Annotated in this window: 24 protein-coding genes, 1 tRNA gene and 1 other RNA gene; 12 read left to right on the top strand and 14 right to left on the bottom strand. The window is 61.7% G+C overall.

The window, feature by feature from the left end; translation table 11 throughout:
* Positions 1 to 88: 88 nt before the first annotated feature.
* From DVK01_RS00215 to DVK01_RS00205, 3 genes are read right to left on the bottom strand one after another with little or no spacing between them, the layout of a single operon-like run.
* Complete coding sequence (locus DVK01_RS00215; protein ID WP_121535080.1) at positions 89 to 886, bottom strand: ABC transporter ATP-binding protein; 798 nt, start codon at positions 884 to 886, stop codon at positions 89 to 91.
* Positions 877 to 1,719 (bottom strand): ABC transporter permease, encoded by an 843-nt coding sequence (locus DVK01_RS00210; protein ID WP_121535079.1) that lies wholly within the window; start codon positions 1,717 to 1,719, stop codon positions 877 to 879. The genes DVK01_RS00215 and DVK01_RS00210 overlap by 10 nt, the downstream gene beginning before the upstream one ends.
* The gene (locus DVK01_RS00205) at positions 1,716 to 2,741 is read right to left on the bottom strand and encodes an ABC transporter substrate-binding protein (protein ID WP_198560180.1); all 1,026 of its coding nucleotides are present in this window, start codon (positions 2,739 to 2,741) and stop codon (positions 1,716 to 1,718) included. The genes DVK01_RS00210 and DVK01_RS00205 overlap by 4 nt, the downstream gene beginning before the upstream one ends.
* Before the next feature lie 608 nt (positions 2,742 to 3,349).
* On the opposite strand from DVK01_RS00205, the gene DVK01_RS00200 reads away from it, so the two are divergent.
* From DVK01_RS00200 to DVK01_RS00190, 3 genes are all read left to right on the top strand, one after another.
* A complete protein-coding gene (locus DVK01_RS00200; protein ID WP_101350394.1) occupies positions 3,350 to 3,580 on the top strand; it encodes a hypothetical protein in 231 nt (76 codons plus the stop codon).
* 9 nt (positions 3,581 to 3,589) lie between these two features.
* Positions 3,590 to 4,006, top strand: a complete 417-nt coding sequence (locus DVK01_RS00195; RefSeq protein WP_101350393.1) for a PIN domain-containing protein — start codon at positions 3,590 to 3,592, stop codon at positions 4,004 to 4,006.
* A 382-nt stretch (positions 4,007 to 4,388) separates the two neighbouring features.
* Entirely contained in the window at positions 4,389 to 5,105 is a 717-nt protein-coding gene (locus DVK01_RS00190; RefSeq protein ID WP_101350392.1) for a ZIP family metal transporter, read from the top strand.
* A gap of 376 nt (positions 5,106 to 5,481) precedes the next feature.
* Here the strand turns inward: DVK01_RS00190 and DVK01_RS00185 are convergent.
* Both DVK01_RS00185 and DVK01_RS00180 read right to left on the bottom strand, forming a co-directional pair.
* Positions 5,482 to 5,556 (bottom strand) — tRNA-Arg (locus tag DVK01_RS00185).
* Between the two features lie 75 nt (positions 5,557 to 5,631).
* Positions 5,632 to 5,907, bottom strand: a complete 276-nt coding sequence (locus DVK01_RS00180; protein ID WP_101350391.1) for a DUF5798 family protein — start codon at positions 5,905 to 5,907, stop codon at positions 5,632 to 5,634.
* A 79-nt stretch (positions 5,908 to 5,986) separates the two neighbouring features.
* Between DVK01_RS00180 and DVK01_RS00175 the strand changes: the two genes are divergently transcribed.
* A complete protein-coding gene (locus DVK01_RS00175; protein ID WP_101350390.1) occupies positions 5,987 to 6,400 on the top strand; it encodes a hypothetical protein in 414 nt (137 codons plus the stop codon).
* A 79-nt stretch (positions 6,401 to 6,479) separates the two neighbouring features.
* Positions 6,480 to 6,792: signal recognition particle sRNA (gene ffs / locus DVK01_RS00170), an RNA gene on the top strand.
* A gap of 384 nt (positions 6,793 to 7,176) precedes the next feature.
* Here ffs and DVK01_RS00165 read toward each other — a convergent pair.
* The gene (locus DVK01_RS00165) at positions 7,177 to 8,850 is read right to left on the bottom strand and encodes an acyl-CoA synthetase (RefSeq protein WP_121536128.1); all 1,674 of its coding nucleotides are present in this window, start codon (positions 8,848 to 8,850) and stop codon (positions 7,177 to 7,179) included.
* A 95-nt stretch (positions 8,851 to 8,945) separates the two neighbouring features.
* Between DVK01_RS00165 and DVK01_RS00160 the strand changes: the two genes are divergently transcribed.
* From DVK01_RS00160 to DVK01_RS00150, 3 genes are all read left to right on the top strand, one after another.
* On the top strand, positions 8,946 to 9,548 hold the full coding sequence (locus tag DVK01_RS00160; RefSeq protein WP_101350389.1) for a class I SAM-dependent methyltransferase: 603 nt from the start codon (positions 8,946 to 8,948) through the stop codon (positions 9,546 to 9,548).
* A gap of 534 nt (positions 9,549 to 10,082) precedes the next feature.
* Positions 10,083 to 10,946, top strand: a complete 864-nt coding sequence (locus DVK01_RS00155) for a fumarylacetoacetate hydrolase family protein (protein WP_121535078.1) — start codon at positions 10,083 to 10,085, stop codon at positions 10,944 to 10,946.
* A gap of 324 nt (positions 10,947 to 11,270) precedes the next feature.
* On the top strand, positions 11,271 to 12,035 hold the full coding sequence (locus DVK01_RS00150; protein ID WP_101350387.1) for an IclR family transcriptional regulator: 765 nt from the start codon (positions 11,271 to 11,273) through the stop codon (positions 12,033 to 12,035).
* Between the two features lie 668 nt (positions 12,036 to 12,703).
* Here DVK01_RS00150 and DVK01_RS22035 read toward each other — a convergent pair.
* Complete coding sequence (locus tag DVK01_RS22035) at positions 12,704 to 12,880, bottom strand: hypothetical protein (RefSeq protein WP_199722304.1); 177 nt, start codon at positions 12,878 to 12,880, stop codon at positions 12,704 to 12,706.
* 89 nt (positions 12,881 to 12,969) lie between these two features.
* On the opposite strand from DVK01_RS22035, the gene DVK01_RS00145 reads away from it, so the two are divergent.
* Positions 12,970 to 13,368 carry a hypothetical protein gene (locus DVK01_RS00145; protein WP_101350386.1) on the top strand — a complete coding sequence of 133 codons (399 nt, stop codon included), beginning with the start codon at positions 12,970 to 12,972 and terminating at the stop codon, positions 13,366 to 13,368.
* A gap of 27 nt (positions 13,369 to 13,395) precedes the next feature.
* Here DVK01_RS00145 and DVK01_RS00140 read toward each other — a convergent pair whose 3' ends face one another.
* The 4 genes from DVK01_RS00140 to DVK01_RS00125 are packed head-to-tail and all read right to left on the bottom strand — an operon-like array spanning position 13,396 to position 18,918.
* Entirely contained in the window at positions 13,396 to 14,439 is a 1,044-nt protein-coding gene (locus DVK01_RS00140; RefSeq protein WP_101350385.1) for a cytochrome b/b6 domain-containing protein, read from the bottom strand.
* Entirely contained in the window at positions 14,436 to 14,846 is a 411-nt protein-coding gene (locus DVK01_RS00135) for a hypothetical protein (protein WP_101350384.1), read from the bottom strand. Before DVK01_RS00135 ends, DVK01_RS00140 begins: the two co-directional genes overlap by 4 nt.
* Positions 14,843 to 15,505: a 4Fe-4S dicluster domain-containing protein gene (locus tag DVK01_RS00130; RefSeq protein ID WP_101350383.1), complete on the bottom strand. Its 663-nt coding sequence runs from the start codon at positions 15,503 to 15,505 to the stop codon at positions 14,843 to 14,845. Before DVK01_RS00130 ends, DVK01_RS00135 begins: the two co-directional genes overlap by 4 nt.
* Before the next feature lie 11 nt (positions 15,506 to 15,516).
* Positions 15,517 to 18,918, bottom strand: a complete 3,402-nt coding sequence (locus DVK01_RS00125) for a formate dehydrogenase subunit alpha (protein ID WP_121535077.1) — start codon at positions 18,916 to 18,918, stop codon at positions 15,517 to 15,519.
* A 235-nt stretch (positions 18,919 to 19,153) separates the two neighbouring features.
* Between DVK01_RS00125 and DVK01_RS00120 the strand changes: the two genes are divergently transcribed.
* Positions 19,154 to 21,286 (top strand): hydrogenase iron-sulfur subunit, encoded by a 2,133-nt coding sequence (locus tag DVK01_RS00120; RefSeq protein WP_121535076.1) that lies wholly within the window; start codon positions 19,154 to 19,156, stop codon positions 21,284 to 21,286.
* The gene (locus DVK01_RS00115) at positions 21,283 to 21,909 is read left to right on the top strand and encodes a molecular chaperone (protein ID WP_101350380.1); all 627 of its coding nucleotides are present in this window, start codon (positions 21,283 to 21,285) and stop codon (positions 21,907 to 21,909) included. The genes DVK01_RS00120 and DVK01_RS00115 overlap by 4 nt, the downstream gene beginning before the upstream one ends.
* A gap of 1 nt (position 21,910) precedes the next feature.
* On the opposite strand, the gene DVK01_RS00110 is transcribed toward DVK01_RS00115, so the two are convergent.
* The 3 genes from DVK01_RS00110 to DVK01_RS22030 are packed head-to-tail and all read right to left on the bottom strand — an operon-like array spanning position 21,911 to position 22,561.
* Positions 21,911 to 22,144 carry a hypothetical protein gene (locus DVK01_RS00110; RefSeq protein WP_101350379.1) on the bottom strand — a complete coding sequence of 78 codons (234 nt, stop codon included), beginning with the start codon at positions 22,142 to 22,144 and terminating at the stop codon, positions 21,911 to 21,913.
* On the bottom strand, positions 22,137 to 22,412 hold the full coding sequence (locus DVK01_RS00105; protein WP_101350378.1) for a hypothetical protein: 276 nt from the start codon (positions 22,410 to 22,412) through the stop codon (positions 22,137 to 22,139). The genes DVK01_RS00110 and DVK01_RS00105 overlap by 8 nt, the downstream gene beginning before the upstream one ends.
* The gene (locus tag DVK01_RS22030; RefSeq protein ID WP_198560178.1) at positions 22,412 to 22,561 is read right to left on the bottom strand and encodes a hypothetical protein; all 150 of its coding nucleotides are present in this window, start codon (positions 22,559 to 22,561) and stop codon (positions 22,412 to 22,414) included. The genes DVK01_RS00105 and DVK01_RS22030 overlap by 1 nt, the downstream gene beginning before the upstream one ends.
* 97 nt (positions 22,562 to 22,658) lie before the next feature.
* On the opposite strand from DVK01_RS22030, the gene DVK01_RS00100 reads away from it, so the two are divergent.
* Positions 22,659 to 23,876 (top strand): hypothetical protein, encoded by a 1,218-nt coding sequence (locus tag DVK01_RS00100; RefSeq protein WP_121535075.1) that lies wholly within the window; start codon positions 22,659 to 22,661, stop codon positions 23,874 to 23,876.
* The last annotated feature ends 30 nt before the right edge of the window (positions 23,877 to 23,906 follow it).

Here is a 23,906-nt window from a genome sequence, read left to right as displayed (position 1 = left end):
CTCATAGGACGGCGTGTTCACTGCGACGTAGAGCGATAGTGTGGCGGCCCTGCTACATGGGCCGTCTTTCGAGGCAGGAAGAGCTGTCTTATCGACTGCTTTGGCTAGCACCAGGTGTCTGACCGAGTTCCGCTCGGATGCGTGCGACGTACTCAACGAACCGGTGGGACGTTCGCTCTCGGGGACGGTCTATGTCGACGGTGACTGTCGACTGGACAGTGCCGGGGTCGTCGTCCAATACAACGACCCTGTCAGCTAGTTTCACGGCCTCGTCGATATCGTGAGTGACGAAGACGACCGTCTGGCGGGTTTCGGCCCAGATATCGAGCAGTTCGTCGTGGAGTCGGTCGCGTGTTCTGGCATCTACGCTGCCGAAAGGCTCGTCCAGCAACAGTATCTCCGGATCGACAGCGAGCGCACGGGCGCTGCCGACGCGCTGTTTCATCCCACCCGAGAGCTCCTTGGGATACGCATCCTCAAACCCTGACAGACCGACGAGGTCGACCAGTTCCCGTATCCGCCCTTCACAATCGGGACAGTCACACGCGGGCCGGTCGAGACCAAAACGGATATTCCCCCGGACCGTCAGCCACGGGAATAGCGCGTACTCTTGAAAAACCATCCCGCGGTCAAGCCCCGGCTCCGTGACCCGGTCGTCGTCGACCAGAATCGAGCCGCTGTCGGTGTCCTCGAGGCCCGCTATCGTTCGCAACAACGTCGTCTTGCCACAGCCCGACGGACCGACGATACAGCAGAACTCGCCTTCCCGAACGGAGAGTGAGACACCCGAGAGTGCCTGTACGGAGTCGTAGGCCTTACTGACACCGTCGACGACGATTTTCCGACCCGCTTTGGCCGGGTCCGACGACCGTTCACTCAGCGCCATGCGAGAGCCCTCCGTTCGAATAGCCGGAAGCCAACGTCCATCGTAAGGAAGGCGAGGCTGATGAGGAACATGTACGCGACGCTGGTCTCCATCGCGAGGTTGTTCGCGGCGTTGATGATCTCGTAGCCGACACCGGGCGCACCGAACAGTTCGGCCCCGACGACAATCATCCAGCAGCGTCCGATGCTGGTACGGAAGCCCGTCAGCAGCTGCGGGGCGGCACTCGGGAGCGCGACCAGCTTCAGCATCGACAGGTCCCGTTTGACTCCCAGCGTCGATGCGGCGTCGGTGAGTTCGCTCGAAACGCCCTCGACGCCGCCGTAGGCGGCATAGAAGTTAATCCAGAACGCGCCGACGAAGACGATGAAGGCCGCTCCCGTGTGATGGATACCGAACCAGACGATGGCGAAAACGACCCACGCCAGCGGCGGAATCGGCCGCAGCACCCGGACGAGTGGCCGAAGCCAGTCGTCTAGCACGTCGTGCCAGCCCATCGCCAGTCCGAGGCTACTGCCACAGGCGGCACCCAGCAGTAGGCCCGGGATGTAATGAAACAGGGTCTGTGTGAGATGTGCAAGTCCCGTCGGCAAGACGAGTTCCAGTCCGGCGAGCGGGGCGACGATTCGTGTCGAGGTTGCGAACAGCTGGACGAAGGCGCGTGCGGAGTCGACGGGTCCCGGAACCAGATACGACGGCTGCGTCGTCAGCGCTCCGACCCACCAGATAAGCAGGAAACTCGCCAGGCCCCCGAGGCCACGGAGATATCGCCGTGATTCTCTCTCGACGCCTCCGTCCAGCAGCGTCTCGGGACCGGTGTCGGTGGGCGCGCTCATGACTCGATGGCGTCGTAGGGGCCGAAGGCGAACAGTTCCTCACTCGGCACCGGTTCGTCGATGTTTCCGACGCTCGCAACGAACTCGCCCATCGTCGCGGTCTGCTCGGTGACAGCATGCGGGTCCGAGATGAAATCGGACGCCTGTGACTCGAAGGCCGCCTGAGCGAGTTCCTCGCTTACACCCGAGCCGATGACCGACGCGGCGTGGCCCGCGGCCACGTCCGGTGCGCTCGCTGTGAATGCGGTCGCTACGGTGTGCTGTTCGACCAGTGACCGTGCGATATCGCTCGCGTCGATGACCTGCTGAGTCGCGTAGAGCACCGTCACTGGATGGTTCTCCAAGACAGTCCCCGACCATTCGAGTTCGCCGTAGCCGTCTTCACGGCCGATTATCGTCGCGAACGGCTCCTGAATGACGGTCGCATCGATATCGCCCGACTGAATTGTCTGGACCGCTTTCGCCGGTGGAACCTTCGACTTGTCGATGACGGTGTCAATTTCCCCGGCGTCGAGAGCCTCTTGAATCCAGTACCGGAGCACAATGTCGGGAACGCTCCCATCCGGTGGGACACCGAACCGGATTTTTCGTCCGTTCTCACGCTCGAAGCGGTCGAAAACGGCGTCGGCCTCTTGCTCGTACAGGTCGACGAGCTTGCTTGTCCCCATAATCTTGAACCCGTTTCGTGAATTCGCAGCGAGAACACCTGCGTGCGTGCCTCTGTCGGCGAGTACCATCGCCGGAGTGACGCCAAAGAACGCGACATCGACGTCCCCACTGGCAAACGCTGTGACGACACTGGGGCCCGAGCTAAAACGCTCGACAGTGACCTCTGCCGGGACAGCGTCGTAGTAGCCCTCCCGTTCCATTACGTAGTGTTGCATGTTGGGGTAGATCGGGACGTACCCTACAGTCACGGAATCAAGCGAGGCCGCACCCTGGCCGAGACAGCCGGTTACCGTCGTCGCGGCTGCACTAGCGCCAGCCGTCTGCAGTAGTCGTCGCCGCGTGATAGATACCATCTGTGTTATTAAATATACAGCTATTTCTAATAATTCCTGTGATAATAGAATCTTGTGTTAGTAATAATGTATCGGCACAGGCGCTCCTTCCGTGTTCTCTCAAGCCGGATAGTAGATGGGTCGGTGAACACAGTCACTTTACCACTGTTACGGGACGCTCCCGTCGGTGTTTGACGGCGAAGCTATCGTGGTCGCTGTACTGGCAGCTACGGTAGGTCACTGCAGCGCAACCCGACGACCAGGTCCGCTCTCTGGACTCTTTCAGACGCTCGCCACTTGCCCTTACAGTATCGGGTGTTTCGACCAGTACATCGACCTGATAGTGGTCGGCATCGAACGGTAGCGCTTCAGGTCCCGAGCGATTGGACGCGTGCAGACGGCTACGTGCGCCGTGGACTTGATTACCGTCACGCCGGCTCCGCCCTGCTGCAAATTCCACAGGCAACACTCTTCAGTTCGTACTGTCTGCTCGCAGCAAAATGCCACGGGCGCTGAGGGCGCTCGCTCGACTGGTGAACGAAGTCCATTGTTTGGCCTGAGGCGGCCAAAATCAGTGGTCCTAAGATTCACCGAAAAACACAGTATTCTGTGAACACATAGCTTGTTGTATGCCCAGTATCACTGTCAACGTGGACGACGACCTCAAGGAACGCATGGAAAGACACCCCGAGATCAACTGGAGCGAGGTCACACGACAGGCCATCGAAGAGAAGATCGAGGCGCTCGAAGTGATGGACGAACTCACCAGTGAGAGCGAACTCACCGAGACCGACGTACAGGAGATCGCCGACAAGATAAACGAGCGTGGACGGAAGCGCGTCGACGAAGAATCGGCGTAGACACGACGAATAAAACTGGTCATCGACGCCAACGTCGTCATCTCTGCCCTCATCGCTGATTCGAAAACGCGAGAACTCATCGTCACACTCGAACCGGACCTCTTGACACCGGCATTCGTCCACGACGAGATCGATAGCTACAAACGACTGATCGCGGAGAAGTCCGGGATGGAACCGGACCGCGTGGCACAGTTCGTCGATCTCCTGTTCCAGTACATCGAAGTCGTTCCTGCCGGAGACTTCCACCCAGCTATCAAGCACGCAGACGAAGCAATCGGTGACACCGACCCCGACGACGTTCTCTATCTGGCGTGCGCGATTGCCAACGATGCAGCTATCTGGAGCGATGATGCCGACTTCGAGGAACAGAACCTGGTCGAGACGTACTCCACGGGTGACGTGATTAACTCGTTCGATACCCGCTGAGTGATTGAGTTTCTTAGCGGCGTACAGTGTGACTAGAGGTAAATCACCGGAAGGCACAAGCCCTGTCCCAACCGCTTGACGAGCGAAGGAAAGCAACAACATTGCGTTCATAGAGAATTTCGGGCCAACGCTGTCGGGCAGTTTGGGTGGTGAAAATCCGCGACGGGCGCGGAGGGCGCTCGCTCGACTGGTGGACGGGTTTCCTTGTTGGGCTTGAGGCATCGTAATCCACGGTGTCGAATGCCCGTTATATGTGAGAAACCAGACTTTCTCGTGGGCTCGTGCTGAATACACAGCACATAGCCAGCAGCGACGCGTCCACTGCCGGACCAGTGAACAGTATCTGATAAACACTCTTGACGCTTCGGTCAGCAGGGGCCGTATGGTACTGGTTCAGGCGCTGTCGTACACCGCGCTCGCGGTTGTGGCCGCCTTGGTGGGCGGCGTAATCGCCATCTCCTATCCACCGGGGCCGCAGATGGAAAGCAACATTCAGCACTTCGCGGCCGGAGTTGTGATCGCCGCCGTTGCCGCTGAGTTGCTCCCGAACATTCACGACCGGGCACCCCGAGTCGTAGTGCTTGGGTTCGCCATCGGGGTTGCGACGATGTTGGGCATCCACCGGCTGAGTAAGACCATCGAGAAGCGCGATATTGGCGGCCAGTTTGCTGGCGCGGCGGGGTTGCTCATCACCGTGAGTATCGATATGCTCATTGACGGAGTCCTCATTGGGGTAACCTTCCTTGACAATCCCGACACCGGCGTCATCATCGCCGTGGCGCTGGCCATCGAGGTGCTCTTCCTCGGTGTTGCTGGCGTCATCGCACTCCCACGAGATATCGGGGTGGTCAAGAAACTCGCAGTCCCGACAGTCTTCGGACTGCTGCTCGCGTCAGGCGTAACTGGTGGCGTGCTTGCACTTGACGGAGTAACCGGCGCCCCCATCGCGATTATCCTCGCCTTCGGTTCCGCTGCCCTGCTGTACCTCGTCACCGAGGAACTGCTGGTGAAGGCCGGGAAAGTTCCCGAGACACCGGTGTCGACGACGCTCTTCTTCGTCGGCTTCCTCGCAATCTTCCTGCTTGATATGCTCCACTGAGACGGCGATCAAAGCGAGAAAGAGAGCCGTTATCCACTTGACCGGACCCGGGACAGCTCACACGCCACAGGCGCGTCGGGTAGTGGTCGTCGGACCAGACGTGACTGTTGAACTCCTTCTATATATTCAGCACGGAACACTTGACAGCGTTCGAGGCGGTTCCTGAATGCCGTGAGTTTCCGATACAAGCGGTGGTGACCCCTCAATTGCCGATTGATTTTTTCAGAGACGAACGGTGCAGATGTAGGCGAATCACCAGACGATACCGCTCCAGTTCAGAACCGTTCGATTGTTGAACGAAAGGAACCGAGATTATAAATCCAGAATCTGCGATTAGAAGGATTTAAACCCGAAAATTCGCCGGAACTAACCGATACGGGCGCTGAGGGATTTGAACCCCCGACGGTTTGGTCCGAAGCCAAGCACTCTGTCCAAGCTGAGCTAAGCGCCCTACGTACAATGGTATGATGACGTTATGATTTAAACCAACCGGTTCCGCCGCGCTCATGGTACCGCTGTCTGGGAGTTACTCTGAAGCCGCTTCAGCTGTGTTCTTATCAGTGTCAGCGGCGACTTCGGCCACGACTGCCTCCGGGTCGACGCCCCGTTCTTCGGCGAGTGCCTCGATGAGCGCGCGCTGTTCGGCCAGTTCCTGCTCCATCCCGTCGACGCGGGTGTTCGTCTCGTCGACAGTGCTTCGCAGGTCTTCGAGCTGTGTTTTCAGCTCGTTGACCTTCTTGTAGAGGTCCTCTGCAATGTCGGCGACCTTCTGTATCTTTTTCGCGGTGGAACCCAGTCCCATGGTCACGGATACGGAGAGCCGACATTTCCTCGTTTCGCTCGAACGTCGCTGTTAAGACGCCGCCGGCCACAGCGACGATATGGACGACCTGCGGCTCGCTCCAACTGTCGGCATCGTCGGCTGCGTTCTGTATCTCCTTGCGCTCGCGGTTCCGTACGGCCTCGTCGAGACCGCGAGCGCCGTGGGAGCGTACTACAACTCGGGGGCGTTGTCCCCGCTGTTGCCGGGCGTGTTCGCGCTCGTCTGCATTATCGTGCTGGCGGCCGGCCGCGAGGGGCGGTCGGACCCGAGCGTCGCGGCGGGCGCGAGCATCGGCATGGGCGTGTTCATCGTCGCTTTGAGTCTCCTCTGGGCGGTCACCGTCCCCGAGAGCCTCGTGTTGGGGCTGACCGAGTCAACGCTGATGGAACATCACCGCTGGGGCGTTGTCGCCGTCGGCTGTCTCATCCCGCTCGGTGGCACGTGGTTCGCGCGGGCGCTGGACCTGCTGTAGGCCCGTCTGCCCACTGGGGCGTCGTCCAGCGGTCTGTGGGCGCATCCGAAAGGCCCTTATGGGGTGGCGGCGGACTTTCAGATGGACTAGGTCGGGGGGCTAGGCCCCCCTCCTCGCCCGCACTGTGGTCTTGAGCGGGGACCGAACACCGGGGGCGTCCGGTCTGACGGACGTGGACCCCGTAAGCTAACGTGGAAGCCTCGTCCCACGGGGACGGCGGTCCGCGTGGTCGCACCTGCAGGGGTGTGCCCACGTGGTTAAACGATGGCACCCCGCCAGGCACGGAAGTGAGCAGCGGACCATCGAACACCCGTCGCTCGTGGGGTCGCGGGGTGGAGGAGGCAAACGGGATTACCCGCGTCCGAACGCCGGGCTATCCTGGCTGTCCGTTCCATTCATACCTTCTGCACCGACGACCAGTGTCGTACAGGCACACCGCTGGAGAATCAGCCGGCCTTTCGGTGGAACAGCCGTGTTTCGGAGTGGATTGTGCCGGGAACCGTGCTATCGACAGGTAACTGACCGGTGTCTCGAATCCGTATTGCGTTAGAGTCTCCAAGCGCCGTTAATTTGGTGTCGTATTTCGTATTTAAGCGTATAATGACGGTATTTATTACTATATATTGCTCATAAACCGCAATTTCTGAACATAATCCGTGATGGGTTCAGGCATTTATGCCGACGCATCGATAGAAAACCAGGATACGAACACAGCGTCCCAGATGTGGTGTTCACTTCACCGATTTCGGCACCAAGTGACTGTTCGGTCCCGAAAGCTACGATGACTCGCCGTCGGCGTGCCACTCCTGGAGTTCTGTGCGCCGGATTTTCCCGCTGGTCGTCTGTGGCAACGCGTCTGCGAACTCGATTTCGCGGGGGTACTCGTACTCGGCGAGGTGGTCCCGAACGACGGACTCGATTTCCGACCGGAGCGTCTCCCGTGCCGGCGCGTCCGCGGCCGTCTCGACGTAGGCCTTGATGATTTCCCCGCGCGTGTCGTCGGGGACGCCGATGACGCCGGCCTGGACCACGTCGGGGTGTTCGAGAATCGCGCTCTCGACCTCCGTCGGCCCGACGCGGTAGCCGCTCGTGATGATGACGTCGTCCTTGCGCGATTTGAACCAGACGTAGCCGTCGTCGTCCTGCCGGGCCAGGTCGCCGGTGACGAACCAGCCCTCGACCTCCTTGGCCGCCGTCTTTTCGGGCATGTTCCAGTACTCGTCGAAGAACACCGAGCGGTCGTGGGGGCGCAGCGCTATCTCGCCGAGTTCGCCGGCCGGAACGGGGTCGGCGACGCCGCGGTCGGCGGCCTCGGGGTCCAGAATCGCCAGGTCATAGCCCGGCAGCGGCTTGCCCATGCTGCCGGGCTGGGTGTCGAACCAGTTCGAGTTGTTGGCGACGACGAGGTTCAGTTCCGTCTGGCCGTAGAACTCGTTGATGGTGACCGAGTCGAACGTCTCGGCCACCCAGTCGACGATTTCCGGCGTCAGCGACTCGCCGCCGACGGCGATGGTCTCGACGTCGAGGTCGTACGTCGCCGTCGGGTTCTCGACGTCCATCAGCATCCGGAGGGCCGTCGCGGGCACGAACGACCGGGTGACGCCGAACTCCGAGAGCAGGCCGAACGCTTCGTCGGGGTCAAAGCCCGAAGCGGGGTAGCCGACGACGGTCCCGCCGTGGTGCCACGTCGCAAAGAGCGTCCCGCCGAGCGCTGCGCCCCAGGCCCAGTCCGCGGGCGTCCAGACGGTCGCGTCCGGGCCGAGTCCCTGGTCGAAGAAGTTGTACGCGGCTGCGGCTCGTCCGAGCCAGAGCGCGTGTGAGTGACGGACGCCCTTTGGCGGGCCCGTCGACCCGCTCGTGTACAGTATCGCCGTGTCGGTGTCCGGCGTCGCGTCGTAGGGCTCGATAGCCGCGTTCTCCGGTGCTGCGAGCACGTCTTCGAAGGCGTGAACGTCCCCCGGCGGCGCGTCGGTCTCGATTTCGACGACGTGGTCCAGTGCCGGACAGTCGTCCCGGACCGCGTCGATGTCATCGCGCACGGCCGGGTCGATAACGGCGACAGTCACGCCAGCGTCGTCCAGCCGATACCGGAGCGCGTCTGTGCCGAACAGGACCGTCAGCGGAACCGACACGGCTCCGAGCTTCCAGTTCGCCAGGTGCGTAACCGGGTTCTGTGGCTTCTGTGGCACGACGACGCCGACTCGGTCGCCGGCCTCAACGCCGAGCCTAGCCAACCCGGCCGCGAGCCGGTCCGATAGCGCGTCCAGTTCGCGGAACGTGTACTGTTCGCGTCGCCCGTCGGGGTACGCCTGTTCGAGCGCTACCCGTTCGGGGTCGTCGTGTTTTTGCAGGAAGTCGACGGCCGGATTGTACGACTCCGGCAGTTCCCAGGTGAACTGCTCGCGTGCCTCGTCGTGTCCCTCGAAGTCCGGCATCACTGTCCAGCCCATGGCATGCTGGTCGTCTGGGTGGCTGTTGCGTCTTTCGGTCATGGTCATCACGACCGTTCCGGCAGAACTTTCCGTCTTCCCCACCCGAGTTGACCGTGGACTCTACCGACATTCGCGAGGAGTGGGCCGACCGGTCCGGCGAGTACTCCCCCGCGTATTATGCCTACTATGGAGCGGACGAGACGAGTGAGCTGGTGCAGTCGATACTTGCAGAGCATGTCGAGCGAGACGCGGCTATTCTAGAGGTCGGGTGCAGTTCCGGGCGGCACCTCGCCGCATTGTCCGACGCTGGCTACTCTGATCTAACCGGAGTCGATATCAACGCCGACGCGCTGGACATCCTTGCCGAGACGTATCCCGAACTCGCGGCCGACGGTTCGTTCCACGCGATGGCTATCGAGGACTTCGTCACGGATGTCGCGGATGACACGTACGATGCCGTTTTTTCAGTCGAAACCCTCCAGCACCTCCATCCGGATGTCGACTGGGCGTTCGAGGAACTGGCACGGATTGTGGACGATCTGCTAATCACCGTCGAGAACGAAGGTGGCGACGCAGGTGAAGTAAACTACGTCGATGACAACGTCCCGCTGTACTATCGGGACTGGAAGGCGGTGTTCACAGACTGTGGACTTATCGAAGTGGATTCGATAGATGGAAAGCGCGATACTGTTCGGATTTTTCGGGTTCCCAAGTGAGAATTGATATTAAAAACGCTGTATCCAGTCTAGCAATGACATATGTCGATAATATCTGCTTGTATACTCGAATATGGATCAGAAAAGTCCGAGTGTGGTTGTAACCGTGTGGGCAGTGCTTGCAGAATTCGCGTGCGATTTATCTATTGCTTGTGACTTGTTGCAAATGGACATTACAAAGGTGGTGGCGGATTGAAAGCCGTAATGCTATCACTCAAACACCTGTGCCTCGAATAGGAACTGGGCTGCTGGGTCTCACGACACACACTGGGATATCAGAATAACGTATGTACGTCTGTCATTCAAACTGTTCCGTATTGCTGAACAGAGATCAGCCTGATTGAAAGGTGGTTGTTGCCCGACGGCAGGAAGTTGGGCGTGTGTAGCTCTGTGGAACATAGTGGTTGCGCCCAATTACTTGTCTACCGCCGGATAGCCGCCTTCCACAGCAAATATCAGTGCGGTCTTACGACAGGCAAGAGCCATACCGTTGGCAGCACAAGATTCATGTAGTGTTGCAGTTTGCATCTCTGTATGAGATACTACCAGCTGCGCGACGGGAACTCACAGCGGTTAGCGGTCGAAACTGGGGACAGTACGTACGATTTGACCAGCGTCAAGCCCCAGCTCCGAACGTTCCGTGACCTCCTCAAATCATCGTCGATTGCGGAGACCGCGCCGGACGAACTCAGCGCCCGCCACCTCGATGCTGCCGAGGCAGTGTCCGAACAGCGGCTCGGAGCTGATGCGACCGATCCCGTTACTGCCGACGAAGTCTGGGCCGCTGGCGTGACATACCAGATCAGCGAAGAAGCGCGGACGGAGGAAAGCGACACGCCCGAGATGTACCTCGACGTGTACGACGCGGAGCGACCGGAGATATTCTTCAAATCGACGCCGAATCGGACTGTCGGTCCCGGCGAAGCGGTCGGTATCCGAGCCGACTCAGACTGGGACGTGCCCGAGCCTGAGCTCGCGGTTGTTCTCTACGAAGGAGAGATCGTCGGCTACACTGTCGGTAACGACATGAGCAGTCGGTCTATCGAGGGGCAGAACCCGCTGTATCTGCCCCAGGCTAAGGTGTACGACCGCTGTTGTTCGGTCGGCCCGGCCGTCGCCACGGATATCGAGGACCCGCACTCGCTGACGCTCTCGATGTCGATTCACCGCGGCGGCGACCGTGTCTATCACGGCGAGACCAACACCAGCGAGATGAAACGCACCTGCGAGGAACTCGTTTCGTACTACACCGCACACAACGCAGTCCCCGAGCTGTCAGTGCTACTCACCGGTACTTCGCTCGTTCCCGACGACGATTTCACGCTGCAGGAGGGAGATGAAGTCACTATCGACATCGAGTCCATCGGAACGCTGAAAAATCCCGTTACAGTCGTCTGAGCGACCATCGGACCGAGCACGGGTCAGTACCCGCTTTGGATAGGGTGTCACAGCGTGATACCCCGCTCACCCCTCGGCTTGATTTCGATTGTGCGCCTGTGTGTGGGTCTGGTAGGGATGTGCGCCGACGGAGTTATTACACTTCATTTGACTGCCCGCGCCGTGGGTATCGCTGTCTGCGACAATCGGCCGAAACAGACGCGCTACAGTCTGCAATGAGGTGCTATTGATATGCCATGACCGGGACCAGTGTGCCGTCGAAGCCACCGCTCTGTCCCAGATGTTTGAACAACTGTTTAATACGAGGGCGTACCATGACCGGGTATGGCAAAGACCGCTCAAAACCCAGTCAAATCCGCCGAGACGACATTCGAGGTGCTTGACGCACTGAAAGACCTCGATGGGGCCGGAGTCACCGAACTGGCACAGCACCTCGGCATCCCGAAGAGCACGGTTCACAACTACTTGAGCACGCTGGAGCAAGAAGAGTACGTTGTCAACAGAGACGGCGTGTACGAGGTCGGACTCCGATTCCTGGAACTGGGCGCGTACGCCCGTCACCGGGAGAAACTGTTCGAGATTGCGAAGCCAGAAGTTGATCGGCTGGCTGCAGAAACCGGCGAACTCGCGAATATTCTTGTCGAAGAACACGGCCGCGGGTCATACCTGTACCGCGCTCGGGGAGACAAAGCCGTGCAGGTCAAGGCCCACGTCGGAACGCGCGTTCCGCTTCATACGACAGCGCTCGGAAAAGCGATTCTCGCACACATGCCGACCGAACGGATTGATGCGATCGTCGACCGCCACGGACTCGGTGGGGAGGCCAGCAAGTCGATACGCACCAGAGCGGAGCTGGAGCAAGAGTTAGCGGACGTTCGGGAGCGCGGCGTCGCTTTCGACGACGAAGAGCGTCTCGAAGGGCTTCGCTGCGTCGCTGCCCCAGTGCTCAACCACGATGACGACATTCTCGGTGCGATCAGCGTCTCGGGACCGACCAATCGGTTCCGTGGCGATCGGTTCCGCGAGGAACTCCCGCAGAAAGTACTGGAAGTCGCCAACGTGATTGAGCTGAACGTCACCTATTCGTGACGGCAGTGTTCAGCGACGGGGAACGATAGTACAATCCTGTGGACGCCACGCTTGAGCAGCGTACTTTCGACAACACGGCCGTACTCGGACAGCGATTGTAGCACAACACAGACCGGTCAAGGGAGAACTCGAAGTGCACGTAAGCGTTTGCCACGTATTATATCGTCACATAACACCCGTAAGGGGACACGAGCCCCTGCTTTCATTGGATACTGTTAGTTCGTAGCGTTGGCTGATAACCGGTGTCTCTGCGTATTGTTCCGTATGAGTGAACGGTTGTCAACGTCATCGTACATCGGTCGGTACTGGATGCTACCATGACTCTGCCGTAGTCCGTATCTCAATAATGGATGTACTACTGTTACGCTAACTGAGACACATCGATTACGCGTTTCGTATCACTGGATATGTTCCAAGTAGTAGCTAAACACACCGAATTTCGATGTAGTACATCTGAATATCTGTTTTAGACACAATTTTTCGAAATATAGTACTAACACAGCAGCGTAGATGCAAATAGCGCGAAATATATTCGAGTTTTGGATAGAGACAACTATATTCTACTGGTACTGAGATATATTACCACTCATCTGTCTGTATATTTTGCGCAGGGAAGGACACGCTATAGCTATCGCTTCAGCAGTGGCGTGTCAGATCGAGGTGTGCAGTTACGCGAGGAACTGGACGCCCAGCCCCAGCAGGAACAGCACGACGACCCCAATCGAGGATAGTTCGAGCCATCTGGACTGCACGTCAGCGGACCTGATGCTCGCGACGAACAGCGTTCCGACGATACCGACGACGACGACCAGTGCCAGATACACCGCGTTGAGCGCTGATGCCATATGCTATCATTTCACAGCGGTACAGTAAACACTACTGGTTGCACGGCCCCGCCACAACGGTAATGAGAGACAGTCACATAGTCAGGGACATGCGTCTCGAACTGCGAATCTGTAAACACTGCTACGAGGGTGCTCATGGGAACGATCAGAAGACGGCGGTGACACAGGACATGGTCGCCTGCGCCGAACAGGTCCGTGAGTACAAGGACCTCATCGGGCTTGATGCGCTCTATATCACGAAGGTGACGGAAGGCGACCCCGGCGGCGCGGAAGCACTGGATGTCATCGTCGCCAGCATCGAGGGCGATCAGGTCGCGCTCTCCGACACACAGCTGGTCATGGAGGACGGCGACGGCAACATGCTCGTCTATCCGGAACCCAAAGACATTCTCAAGGTCCTGACGCGGAACCTGAACCAGATTCAGGAGCAGACCCGACAGGATGTCGGCGTCGAGCTATCGCCGGAAGGACAGGCACTCATCGCGTAGCTGCACAGAAAACGGTTCTCAGTCGGGTCAGTTCTCGGTGTCGTCTGATTCAGGCTGGCCGCCGTCGGTCTGGGGTTCGCCTCCGTCGGCCGCAGTCGTCGGCTCCCGCTCCTGCTCTAACTGCTGTTCCCAGCGGATGCGCAGGACGTTTCCGTACATCGAGAGCACGAGGCCGACGCCGAGCACGACCATCCCGAGGTTGATACCGACGGTCAACAGGATGCTCGACGGTCCGCCGCCGATGGCAATTTCACGCGGGACCGGATAGCCCTCGTCGAAGATGCTCCCGATGAGCACCGAGACGATGCCGATGACGGTCATCGCGCCGAAGACAGTCGAGACCGTTCGCCACGACGGGGACAGCGAGAGGCGCTCAATCCCCGTGGTGTCCGGCTCCTCATCGTCGTCGCCGTGGTGCTCGGGCACCATGCTCCGGGGGATGAACGCCTTCGTCTCGACGGGGTAGAAGGCGGGGTGCATCCCGTGCTCGAAGATGTGGAACATGACCCCCATCAGCATGATGACGCCCAGCAGGCCGTGGAACGTCACGAAGGCCATCGCGGCCGCCTTGGTCTGGAACATCGCAGCGAGGCCGGTCTTGCTCCAGATGAGCAGCCCCGAAATCGCAAGCAGGGTCAGCTCGATGGAGAAGATGAACACGACGCCCTTGCCGATGTAGGACAGCAGCGGGACCTCGTCGGCCTTGTAGCCGGCGAACTGCCGGGCGCTCGGGTGCCGTTCGTCGACCCGGCCGAGCACGAACTGGATGTCCTGAATGAACGCGTCAACATCGTCTTTCGCCGGGAGAATCTTCGCGAAGTTGCTCCGTCCGGTCGAGGAGATCACCTGCAGTGTGATCCAGAAGACGACGAGCGCGACCAGCCCGATGCCGGTGATGCGGTGAATCGCCGTCACACCGGAGGCCCCGCCCATCAGCGTCAGCATCCACCACAGTTCGTCGTTGAACATGATGGCGTAGCCGGTGAAAAACAGCAGGAACACGTCAAGGCCCAGCAGCGAGTGGAACAGGGTCGTCACGCGCGTGAACTTCCCGTGGTCTAGGTTGCTCACGAGCTGTCACCTCCCTGTCCTTCACCGGGAGCCGGCGAGCCACCGTCGGCCGCGACGGCCTCGCCCACGTCCTCTCCCGGGTCGCGCATCTGGCCGGCGAGCCGCTGGAACGCCGCCCAGTGGATGAACACCATCACGAGGATGAACGCGCCCATGATGACGTCGGCCGCGTGGATGAGCGCGATGAGGAAATCGAGCGCGGGGATGGTGTTGCCGAACACCCAGTCCGCGCCGATACCGCCGCCCTCGACGCTTGGATTGACCCGGTACAGCGACTCGTAGCCGAGCCTGAATCCCTGTGCCCAGAACAGCGCCAGCCCTGCGACCACGAGGCCGACGACCGCGCTGACGAGCACCGAGACGCGGCTGTAGCCGTTCACCTCTGGAAGGTCTTCTGTGTTTGTCATTGGAACTCACTGGCGTCCTCGCCAAAGATGATGTCCATGGCGACGTCGTTGAAGAAGGTGCCACTGTCCCTGTTGTCCAGTTCGTCCGAGATCTGTTCAGGCGTTCCGACCAGAATCGCGTCAGTGGCACACTCCTCGGCGCAGGCCGGCCCCTTGCCGACGTCCTGGCGCTCCTCGCACATGGTACACTTGTCCATATTGCCGCCGCTGCCGACGAGGTTGGCGACCCCCTCGTCCTCGTCGGGGAACTGGGGCGCGCCGAAGGGGCACGCAGAGAGGCAGTACTGACAGCCGATACAGAGGTCGTCTCGGACCCGGACGAAGCCGTTCTCCTTCGAGATGAGCGAGTCGGTCGGACACACCGACACACACGGCGCGTTCGAGCAGTGGTAACACTGCATCGGCACCGCGGTCTCGCCGGGCGATTCGCTCTGTTCCATCGCTCGACCGCTGCTCGCATTGAGCCCGGAGGCTGCCTCCTGGCCTTCGAGCATCGTCGCGATACTGATTCGCTGTTCGTCCCGTGGGACATCCCACGTACGCTTACAGGAGACGACACAGCCGCCACAGTCGATGCACGCTTCGACGTCCGGGAAGATGCGCGCGTCCTCGCCGGTACTCATCACGCCGTCGTGCATTACTTCATTTCCTGTTGACATACTAGCTCACCTCATTGCACCGTCGAGTTGTCGCGGACATCGAAGTCCTTCTGGGTCCCGACGTCGTTCACGTCCTGCGGGAAGTCGAAGTCGAGGTCCACGTCGATGTTGTACCGGTCCAGTACCGCCGGTGTCGCCGGGTTGACCGCGACCATCGACACCTTTGTCTCCTGCATCTGTGTCTCTACGTCGTAGCCCCGGGACGTGATGGCGTTCGCCGAGTCCCCGATGGCGTAGGGGACGTGGCCGTCCGGGTACTTGTCCTCCAGACTCTCGCCTTTGAACACGCCGCCCCAGTGGTACGGCAGGAACACCTCCTGGTCGTTCGGCCGGTCCGTCACGCGGGCTTTCACCAGCACGGAGCCACGGTCCGTCGAGGAGATGACCACGAGATCACCGCCGTCGACGCCGAGTTCTTCCGCCTTGTTCGGCGTAATCTCCGCGTACATGTGCGGCTGGAGGTCGGCGGTGTGGATGTTGTTTCGCGTCTCCGCGCCGCCGCCCTGATGTTCGACCTGCCGCCCGCTGGTCATGATGGTGTCAAGATCTGGACCGTCGTCCTGATTGTGGATTATATCTGTGGCCCGTTCCTGCTCGACGAGGTTGTTCTGGTCGAGGCGGTAGAAGTTCCGCTGTTGGCCGTTCGCTGGCCACTCGTTCAGCAGTTCCGTGTCCGGCCCCTCGATGGGTTCACGGTGGACCGGCACCTTGTCGAGGAAGCTCCAGACGACGGCCCGTGCCCGGCCGCGCCCGGTCGGCGCGTCGGGCTGGGCGTAGTCGTACTCCTCGTAGAACTCGGGGTCGACGCCTTCGCCAATCATCGTTTCGAGGTACTCGTCGAACACTGCACTCCCGGTGTCAGGGTCGTTCAGCGTCTGCGCGGCGGTGTACACAGACTCCTGATTGTCGAGCGCGTACTGCTGTGGGATGGTGAGTTCGTCCGGCTGGACCTCCTGCTCGGGGTCGACGAGGCTCTGTGGCGGCGTCACCTTCCAGCCCGGGTACTCCGGGATGCCGTGAATCATGCCGTCCGCGGCCGTATCGTCGTCGTCGGCCCACTCTGGGTCGTACGGCGCACGGGTCAGGTCAAGCGCTTCTTCCTGACTCTCGTACCGGTCGCCGACGGCGTCGAGCGTCTCCTGCATCGGGTAGTCGTCGTCGGTCGGCATCGCCTCCCAGTCCTCCGGCGTGGGTGCCTGGACGCCCCAGCGGGTCCGGAAGTCCTGCCCTCCGTTGTTGGGGTCCAAGTCGTCGTTCCAGATAATCGGGGTGCCCGGGTGGTCCTCGCCCCAGCAGGGCCAGGGGAGCATCCAGTACTCGCCTGCGACCGGCGTTCCTTCGGCCCCTTTGAGGTCCTCGTTGGAGAACGCCCAGTCGTACTCTAAGTGTTGCTGGAGGCGCTCGGGGGTCTGCCGGTAGCCGATGGTGTTGGTCCCGAGGTTGAACTCCCGGACGACGCCCTCGTAGCTGGACTTGCCGCTGTACAGCTCCGAGCCTGCGCCCCAGTCGAAGTGCTCGCCAAAGCCGAGATAGCCGGCCAGCTCCTGCATTATCTGGAGGTCCGGCTTGGAGTTGTGGGCCGGCGAGCGGACCGGCTCGGACCACTGCACCGACCGGTTCGTGTTGGTCAGCGACCGGTAGTGTTCGTACTGGCTCGACGCCGGCAACAGCAACACCGGCGGGCCGTCCTCGTAGTCCGGGAGGACACTCGCGACCGAGGGGAACACATCGATAACGACCAGCAGGTCGAGGTTCTCCATCCCCTCTTTCATCTGCTCCATCTCGCTGATGGAGTTCGCCGAGTGCCCCCAGAAGAACGCGATTTTCGTCTGGTCGGGCTGGTATATCGGCGTCTCCTGGTACCGGTCCTCCCGGTCGAGCGCCGACTCGAACCAGCGGGCCACTGTCAGCCCGTTCTGGAACATCATCGAGTTCTCCGCCGGGTTGTTCGGCCCGTGGTCGGCGTTCGGCGGTAGCGAATCGGCGTCCTCGCTCCCTTCGTAGTTCGGGCTCTGGCGGACATACTTCTCCGGCGGCATCAGTTCGAACCGGTTGTACATGTCCGCAAACGATGTGTCGCCGCTGGTCTCCGGGGTCCGGTCCCAGATTTCGGCCCACCAGGACCAGCCGCCGGCTGAGAGACCGTAATACCCCGGCAGGATATGGCTCGCGACCGCGAGGTCGGTCGCACCCTGGACGTTTGCATGGCCACGCATGACCTGGAGGCCGCCGCCGCTCCGGGCCGCGCTCCCGGAAGCGAGACTCGCCATCGCGTACGAGCGGATGTTCTGGGTCCCGTTGTTGTGCTGGGTCCCGCCCATCGCCCACTCGATCTGGATGTGGGGCCGGGCCTCGTCTATCATGTCGGCGATGCGCTCGATGTCCTCGGCGGACACCCAGGTTATCTCCTCGACGGTCTCCTTGTCGTACTGGTCGAGTTCAGCGTCGACGTCCTCCCAGCCCTGGACGCGGTCGGTCAGCATGTTCTGCCCGCTGTCGTCCGCGTCCGGGTCCATCGCGAGCCCGTGCTTGTCCCGGAGCTCTTTGATGATACCCATCATCAGGGCCACGTCGGTGCCCGGCCGGAACCGCATGAACTCGTCGGCGTGGGCCGAGGTCTTGGTGAACCGCGGGTCCAGATTGAGGATGGTCCCGCCGCGTTTCTGCCCCTCGAGGATGTGCTGCATCGCGATGGGGTGTGCCTCGGCGGGGTTCTGGCCGATGATGATGTTCAGGTCGAAGTTCCGGTAGTCCTGAACGGTGTTCGTCATCGCGCCGTAGCCCCAGGTGTTTGCCAGCCCAGTCACCGTCGTGGAGTGGCAAATCCGGGCCTGGTGGTCGATGTTGTTCGTGCCCATGAACGCCGCCAGTTTCCGGATGGCGTAGGCCTCCTCGTTGGAGTGGTGGGCGCTGCCGAGCAACATCACGCTCTCGCGGCTGTGCTCCGCGTCGACGTCGACGGCCTCGTCCGGTGAGGTATCGTCGTCGGGCCACAGCGCCCGGATGTCCGTCGCCAGGCGGTCGTAGGCCTCGTTCCACCCCATCTTGCGCCACTCCCCGTCTTCCTGTATCATCGGGTGCTTGAGGCGCTTCTCGGAGTGTTCGGTCTCGTAGATGCCAGCCCCTTTCGAACACAGCGACCCGGCGTTTATCGGGTGTTCGTGCCATGGCTCCATGCCGACGAAGGAATTACCCTGTCGCTCGCCGCGGAAGCCACAGCCCACCGAACAGTAGTTGCAGATTGTCTTGGTCAGTTCGGTGTCCGTGTCTGCTCCGTCCGTTTCCTCGCCGTCCTCCTGAAGTGCCCGACCAGCGCCGCTGACGCCGAGGGCGACGCCCCCTGCGAGGGCGCTCGCTTTCATAAACGAGCGCCGGTCGAGGTCCAGTGAGACTGGGTCCTGTTGTGTACTCATGGTGAATGGTGCCCACCCATTACCGATGCTGTCCACGTTTGCCACGCAATCTGGTTTGTCATTGTCTAACTAGGCGTGCTACAAATTCACTGTCATGTATGATAAAAGGTGTCATATTTTGCCATGATTATTACTGGGGATTTTTTGACGGGCCAAAATTTTGGGGGTTGTGTTCACGAACACATATGTGAACACTCCGCAAGTTCTATTACTTCGACAGGATTTTGCATGATTAATGAATACAGGTGCCTTTGTGTGTTCCTGTGGGGGGTCGTGTGACATCGACCTCGAAGCGGTACGGGACGGTGTCGACGATGTCGATGTCGTCGCCAGTTCCGAACTGCTCTGCCAGGACGGGCTGGCCGGGATGTCACAGGTCATCGAGGAGTACGACCTCGACCAGATCATCGCGACGACGCCAGAACCGTCGTGTCAGGACCGCATTCGCGGGCTTGTGGACGAGCACGGCCTGCACCCCGAGGCGTCGGTGTTCGTCGACCATCGGGAGACCAACGCCTGGGTCCACGGCGAGGCGGCGGCAACCGACAAGACGGCCCGCCTCATCAACGCGACACGCGCGGGACTTCGCGAGGAAGCACCCTCGCGGACGGTGTCGAAAGACGCCGGCAACCGCGTCGCCGTCGTCGGCGACCCGGGGACCGCCCGGTCGCTGACCGACGACGCCGACGTGACGGTCATCGCGGACGGGCAGGACTTCGCTGACGTGGAAGGGCTGAGCAATGTGACGATAGAGCGCGGGCGCGTTGTCGACATCGAGGGCTCGTACGGCGAGTACGAACTCACGCTGGAAGCCCGCGTTACCGACGACTGCATCGACTGCATGGACTGCGTGCGGGAGGGTCCCGACGGCATGGTGACGGAGTTTCCCGTCGACATCCACCCGGACGCGCCGGACGGCGCGTGGACGGACACCTGCCCGACCGACGCTATCGACCTGGCGGGGGTCACGCGCACCGTCGAGGTCGACCAGGTCATCTACCCCGGCGGCCGCGACGACGCCCGCGGCGGCCGACTGGGATTTTATACCGGTCCGGTCGACGCCGGAACCATCGCCGCCGTGGAATCGCAACTGGGCGGCATCGAGAAGCCGCAGTTCCTCGACCTGGAGATGGACATCTGTGCCGCTGGCGCGTCCAGTCAGGAGGGGTGTACGGCCTGCGTCGACGCCTGTCCCCACGGCGCGGTCGACCGGCCGACCATCGACTCCGTGGAGTTCGACGAGGCCGCCTGCGAGAACTGCGGGGCCTGCACGAGCGCCTGTCCGACGGGCGCGACACAGCTCCGCGAGCCGTCGAACCGACGGCTCGCTCGCGAGGTCGAGGCGCTGTTAGAAGACGATTCGGACGAGGGCTTGCGCTCCCGCGGCGACGGCGGCATCGACACGCAGGTCGTCGCGTTCGTCTGTTCGGAGTACGCCGCCGAACGGCTCCGGGCGCACGGACGCAAGGCCGTCCAGTCGGGCGACCTCGACTACCCGCCCATCCTCCCGGTCCGGGTCAACTGCACCGACACGGTCGGCGAGGCACACGTCATGCACGCGCTGGCGGCCGGCGCGGACGGCGTCGCCATCGTCGGCTGTGGCGGCTCCTGTCTCCACTCCGGGCCGGACCCCAAGCAGGACCTCGTCGACCGGCTCAATCAGGCGACGACCGACCTCGGCCTGGGCGACCGCGTCGGCTTTTTCGCCCCGGAAGCGGGCAACCCCGAGGCCTTCGCCGAGTCACTGTCCGGGTTCGTCGAGTTCGGCCTCGACGAGACGCCGATACCGGCCGGCGACTACGAGGCGACGGGCCGCAGCGACGCCGACCGCGAGGAACCCCGCCCCAACCCCGACTTCGACAGCCACGGCTGGACTCTAGAGAGCGTCCGAACCATCCTCGACCACGTCGACCCCGAGCGGGAGGTGATTCGCGGGCTGAAGGACTTCGGCGTCATGGACGTCAGCGACGCGTGCACGCTGACGCCGACCTGTACGAACCTCTGTCCGACCGACGCTATCCAGCGGACCGGCGAGGGCGAACTGGCGTTCAACCACGCGGACTGCGTGAACTGCGGACTCTGCGAGGAGGGGTGTCCCGAGACGGCGATTACGATGCACGACGGGCTGGACCGCTCCCTGCTCCCGGAGAACCGGGGCGGCGAGGCCTGGGTGACCGTCCACGACGGCGACATGCTCGAATGCGTCCGCTGTGGCAAGCCGTTCACCAGCGTCGCCTCCGCGACCAAAATCGAGGAGGAGGTCGGCAGTCAGGTCGAGGGCCTGGCCCCCGACGCCGACCACTCGGTCTTCGAGTACTGTAGCGACTGTCGGAGCCGTCTGCTGTTCGATCAGGGGGAGAAACGATGAACGACGCGGCCGTCTACGAGGCCCGCCTCGAACTGGTCGATTTCGTCATCGACGTGTTCTGGGACGTGCCCGACGAGGCGTTCGTCGAGCGGCTGTTGAGCGGCGACGTGCAGCTGCCGGGCGACTCCATCAACGACCAGTTGGACGAGGGCTTCGAGATGCTACGGGCGTGGATCGACGACAACGCGGACCGGTCGGTGTCGGCGGTGCGTGACGACCTCGAACGGGAGTACACGGACCTGCTCGTCGGCCCGCGCCCGCCGGTGTTGCCCCACGAGACGAACTACCGCGAGGACACGGAGTTCATCGGCGAGGGGCTGGCCGAGGTCGATGCCAGCTACGCCGCGGCGGGGTGGGCACCCCCCGAGGAGTACCCCGAGGAGGACGACTTCATCGCCGTCGAACTGGCGTTCCTGCGCTATCTCATCGAGCGCCAGCGCGAGGGCGACGAGGAGACCGTCGGCTACGAGCGGGTGTTCATCGAGCAACACCTCAGCGAGTGGGTCGTCGACTTCACCGACGAGATGCGCGAGGAGGCCGACGACGGACTGTTCCTCGCGGCGGCGCTAGTCTGTGAGGGCCTGGTCCGCTTCGAGGACGAAATCGTCGCCCAGATCGGCTAGGCTACTGGATGCGGAGGACGAGCCCCACGCTGGCGACGAGGCCGACGACCAGCAGGACCTTCACCGCGGGCAGCAGGAACGCCATCGCCTGTTCCATGAGAAAGAGCGACCGCCAGGTATTGACCGACTGTGCGATGACTGCGACCGCTCCCGCACCCGCGACCAGCACGCAGAGCAGCGTGACCGACACCGCCGCGACTACCCCGAATGGGTTCACACGCAGTCGCTCACGCATCGGGGACCACCCGTCGACCGACGACGAGGACCACGAACAGCGGCACGAGGACCATCAGGAGGCGGCTGACGAACAGCCCGATGTAGCTGATGGTCGATTCGAGGTGAATCTGCCAGTGCCAGCTCCCCTTGAGTTCGGCGATGAGGCCGATTGTGCCGACAACAAGCAGTGACAGCGCCAGCAGCGTAGCGAGGGTGTAAACCAGAATTCGGAGATATCCGAGAAGTGAAACGGCGGTCAGCCTGGAATTCGATTGCTCGGTGGCCATCAGGTACCCTCTCCGGCCCAGTGCTGCTGATAGATATCGTACGTGATGACGGCGAGGACGACCAGCCCGACACCGAGGACTGCCGCGCCCATATCGGGTGGAAACGGGAGATTGAGTCCCGGTTCCGAGTGAATGGGTATAGTTAACATGGAATGTGGTACGGACTGGCAACTAAAAAACCGTTGCGACCTGTGCTCCTGAGACAAAGTTTTTCTCCCCGTAGTTCCACCCCTGTGATAGTATACCATGACTTCGCGCCGCGGACTGCTGCTTCGGCTCTCTGCACTCACCGGAGCGGCCGGTCTCAGCGGCTGTTCGTCCTTGCTGGCCAGACAAGCGGAGTCACCGACGGGTGACCTCGACCCGAACCCGCGAGCCGACGAACTCCCGATACGGCAACACGCCTGGAACGAGCGCCTCCGGAGCGATGCCGCCGGCAACGACCTGCTGCCACATCATTTCCGGCTGTTCATGCTCGACCTCGACACCGAGCCGTCGGATGCAGCCGCGGAGACTGTCGAGCTAGCGATGCGAACACTGGAAGACGCGTATGAATTCAACAGTGCAGGGCTCCTGCACATGCTCGCCTGGGGGACGAACTACTTCGACACCTACGGGTCGCTCGATACGTCCCCGATACGCAGCCCGCGAGCCCTCTCCCGGACGGACGACCCCGACCTGCAGTCTTTCGACGCGATGCTCGTTCTCGCGAGCGACGTTCCCTCGCACCTCGCCGCCGCAGAATCCGCGATGTTCGACACACGGCCGAGGCTGGCCGATACGGAGATTCAGGGCCGGCTTGGTGACGTGTTCTCCGTCGCCGACCGCCGCGGCGGCTTCATCGGCGAGGGACTCCCGGCGGCCCACGCTGATGCCGAAGGCGTCCCTGCCGACATCCCCGAGGAGTCTTATATGTTCTCTGGCTTTTTTGCCGGCCGGTCCGGCACCCAGGCCAGCGAGGACCGCGTTACAATCGACGACGGCCCCTACGCCGGCGGGACGACGATACACCTCTCACGAATCAACGAGGCCTTCGATACCTGGTGGGAACTCGCCCAGTCCGACCGCGTCAAGCGACTGTTCTCTGCGGAGTTCTCGCCGGCGGACATCGACAGGGGCGACCTCCCTTTCGCCGACATGGTCCGCGAGCACGCGAGCAGCGAGGGGGAGGTCGGCCACTTCGAGAAGGTGGCCCGCGCCCGCAAGGACGGGGAGCCGATTCTTCTCCGGCGGGACTTCAACACGATTGACGGCGGTCAGGCCGGCCTGCACTTCCTCTCGCTACAGGAGCACCCGCGTGACTTCGAAGAGGTCCGGGACGCGATGAACGGCTGGTGGCTCCGGGAAGAACACGAAGAGCTCCGGGACCGGCAGAACAACGGTCTGCTGGAGTTCATCGAGGTGGTGTCACGCTCGAACTTCTACGTCCCGCCCCGCGACAAGCGGGCCTTCCCGGCCCCGTAGCCGCCGCTGATCAGCTGTGAGAATTGAAGG

Origin of the sequence: Haloarcula sp. Atlit-120R, from assembly GCF_003665885.1 — an archaeon.
In the GTDB taxonomy this organism is placed as follows: domain Archaea; phylum Halobacteriota; class Halobacteria; order Halobacteriales; family Haloarculaceae; genus Haloarcula; species Haloarcula taiwanensis.
The sequence above is the reverse complement of the archived record's forward strand: the minus strand, read 5'-3'. Positions and strand labels throughout refer to the sequence as shown.